Source organism: bacterium (assembly GCA_036524115.1).
Taxonomy (GTDB): Bacteria; JAUVQV01; JAUVQV01; order JAUVQV01; family DATDCY01; genus DATDCY01.
This window is the reverse complement of record DATDCY010000088.1, coordinates 24,289-41,935: the sequence shown is the minus strand read 5'-3', so window position 1 is coordinate 41,935 and position 17,647 is coordinate 24,289. Positions and strand designations below refer to the sequence as shown.

Annotated in this window: 13 protein-coding genes; 2 read left to right on the top strand and 11 right to left on the bottom strand. The window is 69.9% G+C overall.

Going from position 1 to position 17,647, the window contains the following annotated elements:
• A partial coding sequence (locus VI078_04235) for a hypothetical protein (protein ID HEY5998494.1) occupies window positions 1-371 on the top strand: 371 nt, incomplete at its 5' end.
• Between the two features lie 23 nt (window positions 372-394).
• On the opposite strand, the gene VI078_04230 is transcribed toward VI078_04235, so the two are convergent.
• The 4 genes from VI078_04230 to VI078_04215 all read right to left on the bottom strand — a co-directional run bounded on the left by VI078_04230 (window position 395) and on the right by VI078_04215 (window position 5,594).
• Window positions 395-1,792 (bottom strand): tetratricopeptide repeat protein, encoded by a 1,398-nt coding sequence (locus VI078_04230; GenBank protein ID HEY5998493.1) that lies wholly within the window; start codon window positions 1,790-1,792, stop codon window positions 395-397.
• A gap of 322 nt (window positions 1,793-2,114) precedes the next feature.
• Window positions 2,115-2,906, bottom strand: coding sequence for a substrate-binding domain-containing protein (locus tag VI078_04225; GenBank protein ID HEY5998492.1), 792 nt, complete (start codon window positions 2,904-2,906; stop codon window positions 2,115-2,117).
• A gap of 44 nt (window positions 2,907-2,950) precedes the next feature.
• Entirely contained in the window at window positions 2,951-3,682 is a 732-nt protein-coding gene (locus VI078_04220) for a WbqC family protein (protein HEY5998491.1), read from the bottom strand.
• Between the two features lie 46 nt (window positions 3,683-3,728).
• On the bottom strand, window positions 3,729-5,594 hold the full coding sequence (locus VI078_04215; GenBank protein HEY5998490.1) for a glycosyltransferase family 39 protein: 1,866 nt from the start codon (window positions 5,592-5,594) through the stop codon (window positions 3,729-3,731).
• A gap of 78 nt (window positions 5,595-5,672) precedes the next feature.
• Between VI078_04215 and VI078_04210 the strand changes: the two genes are divergently transcribed.
• Window positions 5,673-7,301: a glycosyltransferase family 39 protein gene (locus tag VI078_04210; protein HEY5998489.1), complete on the top strand. Its 1,629-nt coding sequence runs from the start codon at window positions 5,673-5,675 to the stop codon at window positions 7,299-7,301.
• A 62-nt stretch (window positions 7,302-7,363) separates the two neighbouring features.
• Here VI078_04210 and VI078_04205 read toward each other — a convergent pair whose 3' ends face one another.
• The 7 genes from VI078_04205 to VI078_04175 all read right to left on the bottom strand — a co-directional run bounded on the left by VI078_04205 (window position 7,364) and on the right by VI078_04175 (window position 17,550).
• On the bottom strand, window positions 7,364-10,066 hold the full coding sequence (locus tag VI078_04205; protein HEY5998488.1) for a glutamate synthase: 2,703 nt from the start codon (window positions 10,064-10,066) through the stop codon (window positions 7,364-7,366).
• A 14-nt stretch (window positions 10,067-10,080) separates the two neighbouring features.
• The gene (locus VI078_04200) at window positions 10,081-11,583 is read right to left on the bottom strand and encodes a glutamate synthase-related protein (protein HEY5998487.1); all 1,503 of its coding nucleotides are present in this window, start codon (window positions 11,581-11,583) and stop codon (window positions 10,081-10,083) included.
• Window positions 11,580-12,989, bottom strand: coding sequence for a glutamate synthase-related protein (locus tag VI078_04195; GenBank protein ID HEY5998486.1), 1,410 nt, complete (start codon window positions 12,987-12,989; stop codon window positions 11,580-11,582). The genes VI078_04200 and VI078_04195 overlap by 4 nt, the downstream gene beginning before the upstream one ends.
• A 7-nt stretch (window positions 12,990-12,996) precedes the next feature.
• Window positions 12,997-13,920 (bottom strand): methylenetetrahydrofolate reductase, encoded by a 924-nt coding sequence (locus tag VI078_04190; protein HEY5998485.1) that lies wholly within the window; start codon window positions 13,918-13,920, stop codon window positions 12,997-12,999.
• Window positions 13,917-14,585 (bottom strand): methylenetetrahydrofolate reductase C-terminal domain-containing protein, encoded by a 669-nt coding sequence (locus tag VI078_04185; GenBank protein ID HEY5998484.1) that lies wholly within the window; start codon window positions 14,583-14,585, stop codon window positions 13,917-13,919. The genes VI078_04190 and VI078_04185 overlap by 4 nt, the downstream gene beginning before the upstream one ends.
• A 24-nt stretch (window positions 14,586-14,609) precedes the next feature.
• The gene (locus VI078_04180) at window positions 14,610-15,008 is read right to left on the bottom strand and encodes a hydrogenase iron-sulfur subunit (protein HEY5998483.1); all 399 of its coding nucleotides are present in this window, start codon (window positions 15,006-15,008) and stop codon (window positions 14,610-14,612) included.
• 445 nt (window positions 15,009-15,453) lie between these two features.
• Window positions 15,454-17,550: a glutamine synthetase III gene (locus VI078_04175; GenBank protein HEY5998482.1), complete on the bottom strand. Its 2,097-nt coding sequence runs from the start codon at window positions 17,548-17,550 to the stop codon at window positions 15,454-15,456.
• Window positions 17,551-17,647 lie beyond the last annotated feature (97 nt).

Here is a 17,647-nt window from a genome sequence, read left to right as displayed (position 1 = left end):
GGGTGGTGGCCACGGCGGCGGTTGCCGCGGCGCTCGCCCTGCACGCGCTGCCCGCGCTGGAGGCGCGCGACAAGCCCATCCTCTCGGCGCGCTACGAGGTCAAGCTCGGGGCGCGGGTGCAGCAGCTGACGGCACCAACCGACGTCGTCGCCTATGCGCTGCGCCCTCCCTCGCCGATGTTCCTCTACTACGCGGACCGGGATTTCCTGATCTGGCCGAACCCGCTGTTCGGGAGGACCGGCCGCATCAGGCCCAAGGCGTTCATCCAGGTGCACGGGACGCCGCCGGAGGACCCGCGGTTCCGCCGGTGGCTCGGGGCCTACGACCCGGCGCCCGGCGCACGGGGCGTCTGGCTCAGGCGGGAGCACTGACCGGGGCGGGGGTGTTCGGCGCGCTACCGGCGGGCGTTGAGGCGGGCGATGGCCTGCTCGAGCAGCGCCCGGTAATAGGCATTCCCCGGCTCGAGGCGGACGGCCGCGCGGTAGTGGGCGACCGCCTCCGCCAGATCGCCGCGCAACTCGAGCAGCGCCGCCAGCCCCTTCTGGGCGGACGCGCTGTTCGGGCCGAAGATGGTCGCCTGGCGGTAGTGCGCGAGCGCCTCCTCGTAGCGCCCCTGGCTCTGGAGCAACCGGGCGAGGGCGAGACGGGCCTCCACGTGCGTCGGCTGCAGGCGCAGGGTCTCCTCGTACTGGACGACGGCCTCCGCGCCCCGGCCCTCCCGTTCCAGCGCGATGGCCGCGCGATAGTGCATCAGCCAGTTGCCGTGCGTGGCCGTCGCGGCGTGAAGGTACAGCGTCACCTCGTCGCGCCAGAGCGGCAGCTGCGCCGCGGTGCGCAGCGCGAGCGCGGCCAGCGCCGCCACGAGCGCCCCGATCAGCGGCGCCCGCAGGCGGGGGAGGCGCGCGGCGAGGTCCGCGGCGCCCCAGACCAGCGCCGTGAAGAGGCCGACGTGCGGCAGGTACGTGTAGCGGTCGGCCATGGCCTGCATGCCCACCTGCACGACGCCGGCCACCGGGACCAGCGTGCCGGCGAACCAGATCCAGCCAGTCGCGAGCGCAGGCGTGCGCCGCCAGAGCGCCAGCGCGCCCGCCGTCAGCGCCAGCAGGAGGCCCGCGGCCGCAAGTGCCGCGGCCAGCGGCTGTCCGCCGGGAGCGAGCGGGTAGAGGAAGACGAGCGGTTCGGGCCAGAAGGTCTTCCCGAGATACCCCGCGTACGCCACGAAGGCGGCCTTCACTCGCACGGCAAGATCGTAGCCGGCGGGGCGGTAGATCGCGCCGTAGCGCGCCTGGGCGAGCAGCGTCAGCGCGCTGGAGCCGGCGGCCAGCGCGAAGAGCGGGAGCTTCTCGGCGATGAGCCTCGCGAGGGCGGCCGGCAGCGGGCGGCGCAGGGCGCGGCCCAGCGGCCAGGCGTCCAGCAGCAACAGCACGAACGGGAGAGTCACCGCCATCGGCTTGGACATCAGAGCGAGCGCGAAGGAGGCGAGGAGCGCGAGGTACCGGCCCGCGCTGCGGCGCGCGCACCAGCGGGCGTACGCGCCGAGCGTGAGAATCCAGAAGAGGCCGCAGAGGACGTCCTTGCGCTCGGCGACCCACGCGACCGACTCGACGCGCAGCGGGTGCAGGGCGAAGAGCGCGGCCACCGCGGCGCTGCGCCAGAGGCGTCCCGTCAGCCGCCGGAGCAGGCCGAGGAGCAGGACGGCGTTCACCACGTGGAGCAGGACGCTCGTCGCGTGGTGGCCGGCGGGGCGCAGCCCGAAGAGTCGCGTATCGAGCAGGTGGCTGAGCCAGGTCACCGGGTGCCAGTTCGCCTGCTCGAAGGAGGTGAAGGCCCACGCGACGCTTGTCGCGGTGAACCCGTCGAGGAGACGGCGGTTGGCGACGACGTATGGCAGGTCGTCGGAGACGAAACCGAGGCGGAGCGTGCCGGCGTAGACGAGGGCGGTGACGGCCGCCAGGGCGGTGCCCGCCGCGAGATACCGCGCCCGTGTGTTCAGTGCCGCCCTCCCGTCGCCGACAAGCGGCCACCAGCGTAGCCGAGCGGCGTCGGCTGCCGCAAGCGCCGCGGGTGGCGTGCGTCCGCCGGTGGGGCGGAGCGCGGGCGGGGCGGTCCCGCCCCTAGTCCCAGCCGTGCTGCCGGAAGATGCGCTCGGCCTCGGGCGACTTGAGGAAGGCGACAAACCTCGCGGCCGCCTGGCGGTGGGAGGTCCTGGTGGTGAGCGCGATGGGCGTGAAGCGCAGAGCGCCGTCGCCGGCGATCTCGATGAAGTCGGCCTCCCCGGCGAGCACGGCGTGCCACGACCGGTAGGTGATCCAGGCATCGATCTCCGGGTGGGAGCGCCAGGCCTTGAGCGCCTCCGTGCCGGTGTGCTCTTCCGAGTCGCGGGAGGCGCCCGCCGCCGTCCCGCCGCGGTACCCCGACACGTTCTCGAAGCTCGCCTGCAGGACCCTGATCCCCGTGCGCCGGAGGTCCTCGAGGCCGCGGATGCCGCGCGGGTTCCCCTTGCGGACGACGATGCCGAGGCGCCGCGGGTGCAGCCGCTCGACGGTCCGCATGTCGAGGAGCCCGGGGTTGGCGCGGTCGAAGTCCTCCAGCATGTACTCGGCGCCGCCGTAGAAGAGGTCTCCGTCGAGGGCGACCTTCTGCCTCAGGGTGCCCGGACCGCCGCGGAAGACCATGACCGTCTCGCCATACAGCTTGTGGTACAGGGCCGCGCACTCCTTGAGGACCTCGTGCGGCCCTCCCGGGCCATAGGCGCGCAGGACGGTATGTGGCCCGTCAGCCGAAACAGGGGCCGGCGCGGCCAGCGGCAACAGGAGGGTGATCAGGGCCGTGCAGACGCCGACGGCGAAGCACCGGCGCGCGGCCGTCGCGCCGCCGGGAGGAATGCGCGGATCCAGGGCAAACATCGCCGGAGAGTCTATAGGTATTGGAGAGTGATGGTCAAGGCGAGTCAATGGCGGATCTCGGCGTGCCGCTGTCCCGGAGCCGGGGGACGCACCCACCCGCGCAGCACCTCGGGGGCCCGCGGCCCGCAGCAGGACAGCAGGTCGAGCGCCGAGAGGTTCTGGATGAACGCGCCGTGGAGCTGGGGGTGGATCTCGGGGTGGTAGGCAAAGGTCAGCAGCTGGACGCCCGCTGCCGACAACAGGTCGCCGGAGACGAACTTCGCCGCGGGGCGCTGCGTCAGGAACGCGGTGGCGCGCAGCGTGCGGCAGATGGCGACCGACAGCTCCGGCTCCCGGGCCTCGATGCCCAGCTCGGAAAGAGGCACGACCCGCGCGCGGCATCCCAGGCGCTCGGTGAAGTGGCGGAGGATGGGGATGTTGAGGTCGACCAGCCGGTCGGGGACGTCCGCGAACAGGGATTCGAGGAGAGGCAGGTGGTCGGGGAAGAACGGCGCCCGCCGATAGGACTCCTTGAGAGAGAGCAGGTGCTTGCGCGCCCAGGAGCCCTCGCGCACGATCCGCACCTCGTCGATGCGCTGGAGCCCTCGGCCACGGCGCCGAACCGGAATCGTGAGCCACAGCTCGCCCTGCTCGCTCTTGAAGCGGTTGCGCGTGAGCCAGCCGGTGCGCTGGGGGAACTGTACCGTGTCGAGGAGCACGAGCACGTCGGCGAGCAGCGCCTTGGCGAAGAACCCCGGGAAGGGCGCGAAGAACGGCTGGTATGTTGCGACGATCACGCTCGGGCCCGGAAGTCGCTCACGCTCGCGGCCGGGAGGCGTCCTGTCAACCCGGCGCCGCAGCCTCGAAGAGCAGGACGCCGTTCCCGCGGAACAGCTCGCGGCAGCGGCTCCGGAGAAACCCGCGGAACGCCAGCAGGATCTCCGGCGGCGTGGCGCTGAGCGGGTACTGTGACTGCGTCCGCTCCATTTCGACCGTGTTCAGGAGCACGTGGGTCACCCCCGCGTCGCGCACGGCGGTGGCGACGGCATCGGCGTCCCGCAGCCCGCCCAGCAGGTCGGGGAGGAGCGGACGGTCGAGCACGGTGGCGGCCAGATGGTCGCGGCGCAGGTAGGCCGTCTTGGCGTCGCCGAGCACCAGCACGCGCGCATCGTGCGGCAGGCGGCGGTTGATCTCCTCCACCGCGGGCTGGAGGCGCAGCAGCGAACCGAGGTACGCTTCGCGGGTCTGCAGGCCAAGCCCCTGGGCGCAGGCCTGTGTCAGGGCGCGCCAAGCCAGGGCGTCACTCGCGATCGTTGCGATCGTGCAGAGGGAAAACGCGGCGATGGCAATCACCGGCCAGCGCGGGTGCAACCGGGGTGCGAGGCGTTCCAGGGCAAGCCCGACGAACACGGCCCCGAGCGCGAGCGCAGGCAGGAGAAAGCGGGCGATCCAGAAGGTCCCGGCCCAGATGAGGACCAAAGCCGCAAAGAGGGCGAGCAACGGCCGTTCGGCCTGCCTTTCCCGGCGCGCTGCGACGAACGCGGCCGCGGCCAGCACTGGAATCCAGACCCACCCGCCCGCGGCCGGCGCGCCGAAGTCCCTGCGGGTCAGGATCAGGTCCAGCGGAAGCCGCGCCCAGTCGCGCCAGGACTGCGCAACGACCGAGGCGGCGTGGGCGTCCGCGTCGAGCGCCGCAGCGCGTTCCGGGCTCCAATCGCCCCAGCCGAAGATGCCGGGGAGGACCGGGTAGACAGGGTTGCCGGTGAAGAGCACGTTCTTGAGCAGCCACGGCGACGCGACGAGCGCGGCGGGGAGCAGCAGCGCCGGCAGTGCGCGGGGCCGGCGCCGGCCGAGGACGACGGCCGCCGGGAGCAGGATGGCAAACAGCCCGCCCAGGTATTTCGTCGAGAAGGCCAACCCGCCGAAGATCCCGGCCGCCACGAGGAGCGGCGTCTGGTCATCGTCGAGCCAGTTGAGGAGGCACAGGAACGCGAGAAGCGTGTAGAACGTCATCGCCGCGTCGACGGTCACGTAGCGGGACAGGAGGAAGACCTGCGGGGAAAGGAAGAAGAAGCCAGCGGCGACGATGGCCGGCCGGCTGCCCCACCGCGGCAGGACGAGCGTGGCGATCGCCGCCGCGGAAAGCGCCGTGAAGACCCAGGCGAACAGCCCGGCCTGCTCGGGTCCCCCGAGGAAAAGACCGATGAGAAAGAGCATCTCGGTGGCGAACGGGAAGTTCGAGTAGACGTTGTGGGGCAGCGGCTCGATCCCCCCGCGGAGCAGCCAGAGGTTCGGGACCCCCAGATGGTAGACGAGGGCGTCGTAGAAGGCGCTGGGTGCGGATGACGCGAGCGCGGAGACGAGCGCCGCGGCTCCAAGGAGAGCCAGGGCGGACCCCGGCACGTCCCCGAAGAGCGAACCGGCGGCGCCACGGACGCGCCAGCCCCGGAGCAACGCCGGCAGCGCCGCGGCGGTGAGGAGCCCGATGAACAGCGCGAGCGAAAGGGGCCGATACCCGTGCGCGAAACCGAGGGCGAGCACCAGCAGGGACATGGCGCCGAGGCCGAGGCCGAGGGAGCAGACGACCTCTTCGGCGGGATGACGCCCCTGGATTCCCCCCACCCTGAGCAAGGGGCGCCCGATCCCCCAGGCGACTGCGAGAAGCCAGACGACCTCGACCGCACGGAGTGCAGCGGCTAGCAAGGGCATGCCGGTCTTCTAGCGGCGCGGGGCGGAGCTGTCAAGGAACGCCCGATCTTCCTTCCTTGGTAGAATGGCCGCCCAGGCATGAACGAAGACATTGGCTCCACGGCCGTCGGACCGGCGCGCGCTGGTGGAGAAGCCCCGGCACGGCGGTCAGGCCTGCTCGTGGCCTGCCTGCTGTTCCTGGCGGTCGTGGCACAGGGGATCCCCGCCGCCCACAAGATCGGGATTTCCTGGGACGAGCCGTTCTATTTCCAGACGGCGCAAGGCATCAAGGCGTGGGCTGGCGATCTGGGGGGGACGGGAACGTTTTCGCGGGAGCGCCTCCAGCAGGTCTTCGGTTTCCGTCCTCTGAAGAACGACCATCCCCCGCTGACGAAGCTGCTCGGCGCGGTGACGATGGCCGCGCTTTCCGGGCCCCTCGGCGAGTTCTGGGCCTATCGGTTCTCGACCGTGCTGCTCTTTGCCGCGCTGCTCGCGTCCATCTACCTCTACGTGAGCCGCGCGCACGGGCCGCTGGCGGCGCTCGCTGCTGCCGCGCTGCTCGGGACGATGCCGCGCTTCTACGTCGACGGGCACATCGGCGCAACCGACGTCCCGCTCAGTGTCTTCTGGTTCCTGACCGCGGTGGCCTTCGAGCGCGCCTGCGACCGCCCCCGCCTCTGGCCGCTGGCCGGCCTGGCGTACGGCCTGTGCATGTCCGTGAAGTTCACGGGCTTCCTGGTCCTCGTCCCATCGCTCGTCTGGGGCCTGGTCTACCGCCGGCGCGAGATGCTGCGGCCGGCCCTCGGGCTGCTGCTCGGGCCGGCGGTCTTCGTGCTCCTGCAGCCCGCCATCTGGCACCATCCCCTCGGCGGCATCGCCGACTTCGTCCGGATGAGCCTCACGCGCGAGCAATGGAACCCGCACTGGGTGCTCTTTCTCGGCAAGACGTACAACTTCTCCGGCCCGTGGTACTACGCGCCGTTTCTCGTGCTCGTGACCGTCCCCGAGGTCACGCTGCTGCTGTCGTTCGCCGGCGTGGCTCGCGTCCTGCGTGATCGCCTGCGCGACGCGGTCGCCGGCTCGAGCCTCATCCACTTCTCGTTCTTCATGCTCGTTACCGCGGCCCCTTCAGCGCCCCTCTTCGACGGCGTGCGGCTCTTCCTCCCGGCATTCGTCTTTGTCGCGATTCTCGCCGGCATCGGCCTGGATTGGGTGGCGTCGACGATGCGCGCCGCCGCCGCGAAGACGTGGTCCGCTGGCGGCGCACAGGCGGCGAAGGCGGCCGCGGCCGGCGTGCTGCTGATTCTGGCGGCGCTGCCCCTCGCCCGCGTCTACCCGTTCGGCCTCGAGTACTACAACGGCCTTGTCGGCGGCATCCGTGGCGCCCGCGCCGCGGGGCTGGAGACGACCTACTGGTGGACCGTGCTCACGGAGGAGCATCTGGCGCGGATCAACACGCTGCTGCCGGCCGGCGCGCGGCTGCGGTTCGTGCCGATGGACCCGGACCTGCACGAACTCTACCAGGCCCTCGGCATGCTGCGCCGCGACATCCAGGTCGTCGAGAGCGGGGACTTCGACTACGCGCTCGTGCTCTCCCGGCCGGCCTGGAACCATCCCAAGCTCTTCATGGCGCTCGGCGTTCCGCAGCGTGTGCTCGAGCCCGTCGCCTCGCTCGTGCGGAGCGAAGTGCCGTTCTGGGTGCTCTACAAGAAGAAGGCCGGGGCCTGACGCCGCGAGGCGCGCGCAACGATCTTCACCGAGGGACCGCCGTCCTGTCAATCGCGCCGTCGCTACGCCGCGCCCTTCTTCCGTCTTGCCGCCGCCTTGGCCTCGAGGCTCTTGACCGGCCCGAGGTTCACGTCGTCGTCCGCCACGACCTTCGCAGCAGCCGCCTTGCTCATCGCGCCGACCTTGCGGTAGATCTTGGTCGGCTCGAGCTTGCGGCCGTTGTGGGTCAGCAGGTCGTCGACCTTGATCCCGAAGAGCTTCTCGTTCTCGACGAGGTACGGCTTGATCAGCGCCCAGTCCTCGTGCGTCATCGGCAGGAAGTGCCCGCCGTTGAGCTGCTCGGCGACGGTCTTGTGCTCGGGGTCGCGCAGGTAGATCGCGCCGCCGCTCGCCAGCGAGAAGAGGTTCCCGCCCGGGTAGGGGCGCCAGCGCGCGCTGTAGGCGCCGTACGCGTCGTACTCCAGCCCGTTGAGGACCACGAAGCCGCCGCCGGCCAGCGGGTTGCCGGCCATGAAGGACTCGGCGAGGTAGTCGAGGCAGGTGCCGTTGATCACCACGCGCGGCTTGCCGACGGCGTTGATCAGCGGGCGCCCGGCGGCGTTGCCGCGGATGTAGACCTCGCCGCCCTTGGCGCCGTACATGAAGGTCTGCCCGACGTCGCCGTGGACGACGAGCTTTCCGGCCTTCATGATCTGGCCGAGCTGGTCCTGGGCGTTGCCGTGGATGTGCATCGTCAGGCCGTCGATGCCGGAGGCCTCGTAGTCCCCGGAGCTGTCGTAGAGGTCGATGCGCACATCCTGGGTGTCGGGGCCGAGCCCGACGCCGTGGAAGCGCTGCCCCGTGAGGTTGTAGGTAATGAAACGCTTCCAGCCAAGCTTGTGGGCCTCGACGATGAGCAGCGAGTCGCGGTTCTCCAGCTCGGGCTCGAATCCGGTGGCGTCGATCACCAGCGTCGTCTCGCCCTTGGCGGGCTTGCGCAGCTTGCGGCGGTTCTTCCAGGCGACGCGCTTGGAGGCGCCCTTCGCCCTGGACTCCACCGGCGGCACGGCGTCCAGGATCGCGTGCAGGGTCAGGTGCAGGATCTGCAGCACGGAGGCGCGCTTCTTGAGGCCGGTGTGGCAGGGCGTGTCGATCAGCGCGGTCAGCGCGTTGATCGCCGGCGCGACAAAGGCGGTTCTGCCGCCGGTCGCGCAGGCGAGGTCATCGCAGAACCGGCGCAGCGCGTCGAAGTCCCAGTCCTTGATCTTCTTGAGGACGACGCCCGCGAGGCGGTCCCCCGCGCCGGCCGCCAGGTGCTTGCGGATCTCCGCCGCCGTGACGTCGCCCTTGGCCGCGTCCGCGCACACCGGCAGCGTGACGTCGCAATGCACCTGCTCCGGCGGCGTGGTGACCGGCGACCCGAACTTGTCGGTGCAGGTCAGCGTCTTGCCCGTCGGGCTCGCCGGGTCGTCCTGCACGGTGAAGATGAAGGCGCCGCCGTCGCGGCTCGACCCGCCGCGGGCGTTCCAATATTTGTCGGCCACGGGGCAGAAGCGCTTGTCCTCGGCGGCGAGGCTCTTGAGCGTCGCGTCGATCGCCTGCTTCTCGGAGCAGACGAGGCCGGTCTGGACCTCGCCGTTCTGCACCGCGAAGACCTGCGGCCGCAGCATCGCCGTGTCGGTGATGCCGAGCAGCTGGTACTGGCGGGCGCGGGCGCGGTTGCGCGCGATGATGAAGAACCAGGGGCCGTCGGGCGAGCCGTGGATGTGGGCGACCTGGATCTGGCGGTAGACCTGCTGCTTCTCCTTCGGCAGCAGGTCGAAGTCCAGCTCCGAGGTGGGCGCGAGCGCCTCGATGATGTACTCCAGCGGGTAGCCGTGCACGCGGCTGAGGTAGTCGAAGACGAGGATCGAGACCTCGGTGTCGGTCATGAACATCGTGCGCAGTCCGCGCTGGCGCAGGTAGTCGGCGACGGACTGGTAGTTGGCGAAGTCGCCGTTATGCACGAGCGCGTCGTCGAGACCGGCAAAGGGGTGCGCGCCGCCGGGGTGCCAGACACGGCCCTTGGTGGGGTAGCGCTGGTGCGCGATCCAGACGTGCGCCTTGAAGTCGTCCATGCGGTAGTAGCGCACGACGTCCTCGGCGTAGCCGACGATCTTGAGGACCAGCATATTGCGCCCCTGCGAGACGACGAAGGCCTTCTGCCCCGCCTGGGAGGCGTAGTACTCGGCGTTGAGGCGCATCGAGTTCTGGTAGACGAACTCCTCCTCGGCGGCGCCGCGCTCCAGCGCCTGCAGGCCGCGCTCGGCGATGAACGCGTCCAGCAGCGCGGGCTTGACCCGCACGAAGAAGCGATGGACGTCGGGCGGGCGCACTTCCAGGCTCGGCAGCTCGCGCCAGTCCTTCACCGTCGGGAGCATGCCGTGCGCCGCGATGTCGAAGACCTGGTCGACGTACTTCTCCTTGAGAATGGGCATGCACGCGGGGTCGAGCGCTGCGACCTGGAGGCAGAAGTGCGACTCGAGGACGTCGCGCGAGACGCCGAGCTGGTCGGGGTCGAGGCCGACCGCGGCGATGCCGCCGCCCTTGCCGTTGCCGCGGTTGTGCATCTGCACCGAGGGCGTGAAGATGTGCCGCCCGGCCACCGGGATCGTGCAGGCGAAGCCGGTGACGCCGCAGCCGCCCTCCTCCTCGGACTTGGCGCGGATCGTCGGCGGCAGCTCCTCGAGGAGGCGCCGGCGCGAGTCCATCACGCGCCGGATCTGGTCGATCGGATTGCTCTTCATCGGGTCTCTCCCGGCTACTCGGAATAGTCGACGTGGTGGAGAAGGTCGGTGCGGCCGACCAGCTCGCTGACCGAGCGGATGCCGAAGCGCACGAGGATGTCCACCAGCTGCGCGTGCCACGAGCTGTAGAGGTTCGTGATGCGCCGGGCGGCCCACTCGTAGTCGAACTGGAGCGAGAGCTCCGGGTCGGTGGTCGCGATGCCGCGGGCGCAGCCGCGGCCGCTCTCGCAGGCGCCGCAGCGGATGCACTCGAGCGCGACCATCTCGGCGGTGCCGATGACCGCGCCGTTGGCGCCGAGGCAGATCGCCTTGACGAGGTCGTGCACGTTGCGCAGCCCGCCCGACGCGATGAGCGTGACCTTGTCGCGGATCCCCTCGTTGACCAGGAACTGGTGGACCTTCGGTATCGCGTACTCGATCGGCATCGCGATGTTCTTCTTGGCGATGTCGGGCGCGGCGCCCGTGCCGCCGTAGCTGCCGTCGAGGTGCACGATGTGCACGCCGGCGTAGTAGGAGCCGACCGCGACCATGTCGACGTCGTTCGGCGTCGAGACCTTCGCCGAGACCAGGGCCTTGGGGTTCATCGCCAGCACCCAGTCGACGTGCTTCTTGTGGTCCTCGATGGAGTAGACGCTGTGGAAGGGGAAGGGGGAGAAGAGCGAGGTCCCGGCGACCGCCTCGCGCATCCTCGCGACCGCCGGCGTGTTCTTGTCGCCGAGCAGGTGCCCGCCGAGGCCGGGCTTGGCGCCCTGGGCGTACTTGAACTCCACGATGCGCACGCGCTGGATCGTCTCCTCCCGCACGCCGAAAAGGCCCGTGGCGACCTGCGTGATGACGTGGTCGTCGTAGGGGTAGAGGTGCGGCGGGTAGCCGCCCTCCCCGGTGCAGGTGAAGCTGTTCCAGACCATGCAGGCGTGCGCCTTGCCGACCATCGTTGCCGGGCTCACCGAGCCGTACGACATCCCGCCGCCGTACCAGGGGACGTCGATCACGACCTTCGGGCCGCTGCCGCGCCGGTTGAGGGAGAGGTGCGTGTCGACCTCGGACGGCTTGAGCTTGAGCGCCGGTTCCTTCGGGAAGTTCAGCCGCAGCTTGTCGAAGCCGCCGCCGGAGGCGCCGAGGTGCGGCTCCAGCGTCTCGTTGGTGATGCGCCCGTTCTCGGCCTGGTCCCAGGTCGAGAGGATCATGTCCGGAGTCCAGCGCGGGTCGCCCATCGACTCGTAGACCGGGTTCAGCCCCATCGAGAGCGCGCCGGCCGGGCACTTGTCGATGCAGTAGTAGTCGCAGTTCTCCTTGCACCAGGTGCCGCGGCAGAGGTGGTCCTTGGGCCGCGTCGTGCGGCTGTAGCCCTCGTAGCGGACGTGCACGCCGTGCGGGCAGAGCTTCGCGCAGAGCCCGCAGCCGGTGCAGCGGTCGGTGCGGACGACCTTGTACTTGCCGATCGCGTTGCGAAAGCGCGTCACCGTCGCCTTCGGCCTGCGGGTGATCTTCGCCGTGATTGCCGCCTGTGTGCTCATTGCCCTTTCGCTCGCTTTCCCGCGAAGAGCGCCTGGAACGTCTCGCGCTCGAGGTCCTCCTGGAACATCGCGCGGCCGTACTCCCCGCGCAGCCGCCGCACCTCGCGCAGGCCCATTGCGCCGAGCACCTCCAGCAGCTGGCTGTGCCACGCGGAGGCGAGGTTCGTGATCCGCCGCGCGCCGTGCTCCGGCGGGGTGCCCGCGACGTCGACAGGGCAGGGGCGCCCGAGCGTGCAGTTCATGCACATGCGGCACTCGAGCGCGATCAGAAACGGGATGTCGACGACGACCAGGTCGGCGCCGCAGATGATGGCCTTCGCCATGTGCTCGGCCAGAGCGATGCCGCCCGAGGCGATCAGCGTGACCGTGTCGCGCACGCCCTTCGCCATGAGGTGCGCGTGGATGCGGCGGAAGCTCTCCTTGATGAACTCGCCCCCGCCGAAGGCGCCGCTGCGGCCGTGGTGGTTCGCCGCGAACGTGATCGACTCGACGCCGGCGGCGACCAGCCGCTCGGCCAGCAGGTGGGAGTCGGCGTCGATCGGCGCGCGCACCGTCACGACGGCGCCCGGCGCGATCAACTTGATCGCCGCGACGTTCGCGGCGAACGCGTCGTCGTACTCGAGCTGCACCAGCCGCGCGCCGGCGATGGCATCGCGGTGACGCGATATCGTGGCGCCGCTGACGGCGGGTGCGAGCGCGGCCCGATACGGTTCGAGGTTCGGGGTGACCAGGCCCGGGTCGATCACGCAGAGCGTGCGGATCGCCTGCGCCGCCCGGGCGAAGGCCTCGTAGGCGCCGGGCGACCAATCCCCGAAGTGCGGGATACCCAGGACGAAGGGCACGGGCAGCTCGAGCACCGGTGGCGGCGCGACCGCGAGCTGGCCCCGCTCATCGAACGAGAGCTCCGTGAGCTTGGCGCCGACGTCGACGGACGTGCTGATGTACTCGCGGCCGTGGATGCCGTCGCGCGTCGGGCGGACGATCTCGGACATGTCGGTCCACATGTTGTCGAACCCGGGGCCGGCGAACGGACCGCGATAGCCGGCGCCCGAGACGGGGATCTTGCCGGTCTCGGCCTGGTACCAGGTGGTGAGGAGCATCTCCGGCTTCCAGTAGGCGTCGCCGAGCCAGCGGAACTCGGGGTTCACGGTGCGGGTGACCACGGCGCGCGTGCAGTTCTGCACGCAGCGCAGGCAGTTCATGCAGCTGTAGAGATAGTGCAGCTCGCCCGGCATCTCCCGCGTGAAGATCCCTTCCTTGCGGTAGATGTCGTAGATGCACTCCTTCTTCACGCAGTGGTGGCAGGCGCCGGCGCAGTCCTCGTTGAAGTCGACGATGCCGTGCCTGCCGATCGGCGTGTGCCGCGGCGCCGCCGCCTTCGCTTCAATATGATATTTCTTCGGCATGGTGCGCCTACGGCCGGGGCAGCAGTCCCGCCATCTCCACGATCTGCGGCACCGCCTCCTCCCACTCGATGGCCATGATGTGCACGCCGGCGACCCCCTCCATCCTGCGGAGCTTCTGGATCGTCTCCACGCAGATGCGGATCCCCTCGGCGCGCGCCTCCTCGCCCTTGTGCTTCGCGACGCGGGCGATCAGCTCCTCGGGCACGTCCATCCCGGCGACCTTGTCGCGCATGTAGCGGGCCATCGCGGCGCTCTTGATCGGCGTCACGCCGGCGAGGATGTGCGCCTTCCTGTGCAGCCCGCGCTTGCGCACGAGCGCCATGAACTTCCCGAACTTCTCGAGGTTGAAGACGCACTGCGTCTGGATGAACCGCGCCCCGTGCGCGATCTTCTTCTCGAGCCGGTCGACCCGGTACTCGAAGGGGTCGGCGAACGGGTTCTCGGCCGCGCCGACGAACAGCCGCGGCGGCGCGTCCATCTGGAAGTCGTCGGCGATGAAGCGCCCCTTCTCGACCATGTCCGTGACCGCCCGCAGCAGTTGCATCGAGTCGATGTCGTAGACGTTCTTGCCCTGCGGCTGGTTGCCGAACTTCTGGTGGTCGCCGCTGAGGCAGAGCAGGTTGCGGATGCCGAGCGCCGAGGCGCCGAGCGCGTCGCTCTGCAGCGCGATGCGGTTGCGGTCGCGGCAGACCATCTGCGCCACCGGCTCGACGCCGACGGAGCGCAGCAGCGCCGAGGCCGCGATGGAGCTCATGCGCACGATCGCGGTCTGGTTGTCGGTGACGTTCACGGCGTCGGTGCACTTCTTGAGGAGCAGCCCCTTGCGGATGACGACGTCGGGGTCGGCGCCGCGCGGCGGCCCGCACTCGGCGGTGACGGCGAAGGCGCCGCTCTCGAGAACACGCTGGAGGTTGCTGATGGCCGTCTTCACAGGATGTTGTCCTCCCGCACGAGCTTGCGCGGCCCGCCGTGGCGGGCGCTGCGCCAGTCCTTCGGCGCCACCGCCGCCTTGAGGTTGCCGAGCTGGCCGAGCTTCGTCAGCCGCTCGATGATCTGGGCCCAGGCGCAGGGGACGTCGCCGCCGATCTCGCACTTGCCGCCCTGGGAGCCGCCGCACGGGCCGTTGAAGAGGCTCTTGGCGCAGCGCGAGACCGGGCAGATGCCGCCGAAGGTCCCGAGCACGCAGGCGCCGCACCCCTGGCAGTTTTCCAGGAAGAGCCCCTGGCGCTCGAGCACCCCGAGGAAGGTGGTGTTGACCGCGGGGAGCACCGGGACCTGCGGGAAGCGGCTGGCGAGCATCTGGGCGCCCGCACCGCAGGCCATGGACATGATGACGTCGTGGCCGGGGAGCGCCTTCGCGACCTCGTCGACGAACTCGATCTCGCACTGGCGCTCGACCGTCAGCTCGTCGAAGACCTTTTTCTTCCTGGCCTTGGCCGCCGCCAGGCGCAGCTGGGAGGCGAGCACCGCCACCTCCTTGTCGCCCCCCGTGAAGCAGACCTTCACGCAGGTGCCGCAGCCGACCAGCAGCACCCGGGCGCTGTCCCCGAGGAGCGCCTTGATCTCCTCGAACGGTTTCCTCTCGCCGACTATCATGTGCGCGACCTCCGGTTCTTCTCGTCAGCGGACGGGCGAGGGCCCGAGCTCCGCGATGGTTTCCTTGATCGGCGCGAACAGCGCCTCGAGCGAGCGCAGCGCCGGCCGGCGCACGATGCGCAGCACGAGGCGCTCGGGCTCGATCCCCGCCTCCGCCAGCAGCGCCTGCGCGCGCGCGACCCGTTTGTGGATCCGCTTCGCCCCCTCGATGGTGGAGCAGAGGCGCTGGTCGCACGCGAGCACGACGACGCCGTCGGCCCCCTTTTCGAAGGCCTTGAGCAGGTAGATCGGGTCCACCTTGCCGGAGCAGGGGGTCTCGATGATCTGCACGCCCTCCACCCAGGCCCGGGTCGTCTCCTCGGGCTTGAGGCCGGCGTAGAGCGCCTTCTGACAACACAGTGCGGTGATCTTGCTGCTGCCCATCCTTCTCCCGGTCCTTTCGCGCGCGTCCTCGCTCATGCCATGCGTGTCGTTATCAACGTAACCTCCAGCCGGGTGCAATTCGTGTGCCCAAGGTCGGGAATGCGGCGCGCCGGAGGAGGAGAGCGACCGAACGCACGCTCGCCAGTGTCCGGGAGGTTCCCGGCTGTGCCCGGAAAATCCGGAGAAAATCGGAGGTGCCCGAACGCCGCAGGCGTGGCGTCCGTTGGCCGGGCGCTTCAAACCCGGCCCGCGTTTCCATCGCAGCCCACCACAACGAAGGGACGGATCGGTATGGAATCAGCGGACGAAGCTGCAATTTCATACCGAACGGTTGGCCTGCGGTCCGGGCGCGGCAAGTGCCCCGCCTCCGCGAGAAGACCGGAAAAGAAAGACCCCACCCGGGCCTTCGGGCGCCGGGCGGGGTCTGCTGTCGCCGGGGCGGGGACTAGAGCTTGAAGAGCAGGTCGGCGTAGGTCGGCACGGGCCAGAGGTCCGCCGGGCAGACGCTCTCGAGGGCATCGACGTCGGCGCGCAGGGCGCGCAGCGCCGGGACGACCTTGTCGCGGAAGGCTGCGGCGCTCTTCTCGGCGCTGCCGGCCCCGTGCGCCTTGTCGGTCTCCTTCTCCACGAGCTTGACGTTCTTGTCCGCGGAGACGACCAGGGCGCCGATCTCGGCCAGCAGCGCCTTCTGCACCTTCGCGGCCGCGCCCGCGGCCTTCACCGAGTTGCCCAGCTCGGTCATGTAGAGCATCGCGACCGGGAGGAACTGGCGGCGCACCATCTGCGACGCCGTGCGCGCCTCGATATTGATGTGCTTCGCGTACTGCTCGACGTAGATCTCGTAGCGCGAGTGCGTCTCCTCGTGCGAGAGCACCTTGTACTTCGCGAACAGGGCCAGCGACTTCGGCGTGATGAAGGCCTTGAGGGCGTCCACCGTGTTGCGCACGTTCGGCAGGCCGCGGCGGGCGGCTTCCCGGACCCACTCCTCGGCGTAGTTGTTGCCGTTGAAGATGATCCGGCCGTGCTTGTTGACCGCGTCCTTGATGATCGCCGAGATCTCGGCGTTCTTGTCCTTGGCCTTCTCGAGGCGCGTGGCGATGTTGTCGAGCGCCTCCGCCACCGTGGTGTTGAGCGCGACGTTCGGGCCGGAGATCGACTGCGAGGAGCCGACCATGCGGAACTCGAACTTGTTGCCGGTGAAGGCGAACGGCGAGGTCCGGTTGCGGTCCGTGTTGTCCTTCGGCAGCTCCGGGAGCGTGTCCACGCCGACCTTGAGGTAGGCCCGCTCCGAGGAGGCGGCCTTCTCGCCCCGGGCGAGCTTGAAGAGGATGTTCGTCAGCTCCTCGCCGAGGAAGATCGAGATGATCGCCGGCGGGGCCTCGTTCGCGCCGAGGCGGTGGTCGTTGCCGGAGGAGCCGCAGGTGCCGCGCAGGATGTCGGCGTGCGTGTCGACCGCGATCAGCAGCGCCGCGAGGAAGACGAGGAACTGGGCGTTCTCGTGCGGCGTGTGGCCGGGCTCCAGGAGGTTGAGGCCGGTGTCGGTCGAGAGCGACCAGTTGTTGTGCTTGCCCGAGCCGTTGATGCCGGCGTACGGCTTCTCGTGCAGCAGGCAGACCATGTCGTGGCGCAGCGCGACCTTCTGCATCGTCTCCATGACGAGCTGGTTGTGGTCGGCGGCGATGTTGGTCGTCGAGAAGATCGGCGCCATCTCGAACTGCGCCGGCGCCACCTCGTTGTGCTTGGTCTTGGAGGTGATGCCCATCTTCCAGAGCTGGATGTCGAGGTCCTTCATGAAGGCCGCGACGCGGTCCTTGATCGCGCCGAAGTACTGGTCCTCCAGCTCCTGCCCCTTGGGCGGGGCGGCGCCGAAGAGCGTGCGGCCGCAGGCGATGAGGTCGAGGCGGTCCGCGTAGCGGTCCTTCTCGACGAGGAAGTACTCCTGCTCGGGGCCGACGGTGGAGACCACGCGCGTCGCGGTGGTGTCGCCAAGGGCCCGCAGCACGCGCAGCGCCTGGTCGGAGACGGCCTTCATCGAGCGCAGCAGCGGCGTCTTCTTGTCGAGCGCCTCGCCGTGGTAGGAGTAGAAGGCCGTCGGGATGCAGAGCGTGACGTCCCCGGCCGCGTCCTCCTTGAGGAACGCCGGCGACGTGGCGTCCCAGGCGGTGTAGCCGCGGGCCTCGAAGGTGGCGCGCAGGCCGCCGGAGGGGAACGAGGAGGCGTCCGGCTCGCCCTGGATGAGCTGCTTGCCGGAGAACTCCATGATCACGCCGCCGTCGTCGGTGGGCGTGATGAACGAGTCGTGCTTCTCGGCGGTGGCGCCGGTCAGCGGCTGGAACCAGTGCGTGTAGTGCGTGGCGCCGCGCTCGATCGCCCAGTCCTTCATCGCGTTGGCCACGACCGCCGCCGTCTCGGACTTCAGCGGCAGGCCCTTGTCGATCGTCTGCCGCATCGCCTTGTAGGCGTCCTTCGGCAGCCGCTCCTTCATGACCCGGTCATTGAAGACGTTGGCGCCGAAGAGTTCAGGTATCGCGTTCTTGCCCATCTCGTTCCCCCTCCGTTCGGGTTATGATCGACCCGGAACTTAGCAAGCGTCGTGCCATGGTCCGTTCGCCGCGGCCATCGCGCCATGTGGCGGCAAT

Bases quoted from the DNA above. Each gene is read 5' to 3' on its own strand.
- VI078_04225 (HEY5998492.1), bottom strand. From the start codon at position 2,906: ATGTTTGCCCTGGATCCGCGCATTCCTCCCGGCGGCGCGACGGCCGCG.
- VI078_04215 (HEY5998490.1), bottom strand. From the start codon at position 5,594: ATGCCCTTGCTAGCCGCTGCACTCCGTGCGGTCGAGGTCGTCTGGCTT.
- VI078_04210 (HEY5998489.1), top strand. From the start codon at position 5,673: ATGAACGAAGACATTGGCTCCACGGCCGTCGGACCGGCGCGCGCTGGT.
- VI078_04205 (HEY5998488.1), bottom strand. From the start codon at position 10,066: ATGAAGAGCAATCCGATCGACCAGATCCGGCGCGTGATGGACTCGCGC.
- VI078_04200 (HEY5998487.1), bottom strand. From the start codon at position 11,583: ATGAGCACACAGGCGGCAATCACGGCGAAGATCACCCGCAGGCCGAAG.
- VI078_04195 (HEY5998486.1), bottom strand. From the start codon at position 12,989: ATGCCGAAGAAATATCATATTGAAGCGAAGGCGGCGGCGCCGCGGCAC.
- VI078_04185 (HEY5998484.1), bottom strand. From the start codon at position 14,585: ATGATAGTCGGCGAGAGGAAACCGTTCGAGGAGATCAAGGCGCTCCTC.
- VI078_04180 (HEY5998483.1), bottom strand. From the start codon at position 15,008: ATGGGCAGCAGCAAGATCACCGCACTGTGTTGTCAGAAGGCGCTCTAC.
- VI078_04175 (HEY5998482.1), bottom strand. From the start codon at position 17,550: ATGGGCAAGAACGCGATACCTGAACTCTTCGGCGCCAACGTCTTCAAT.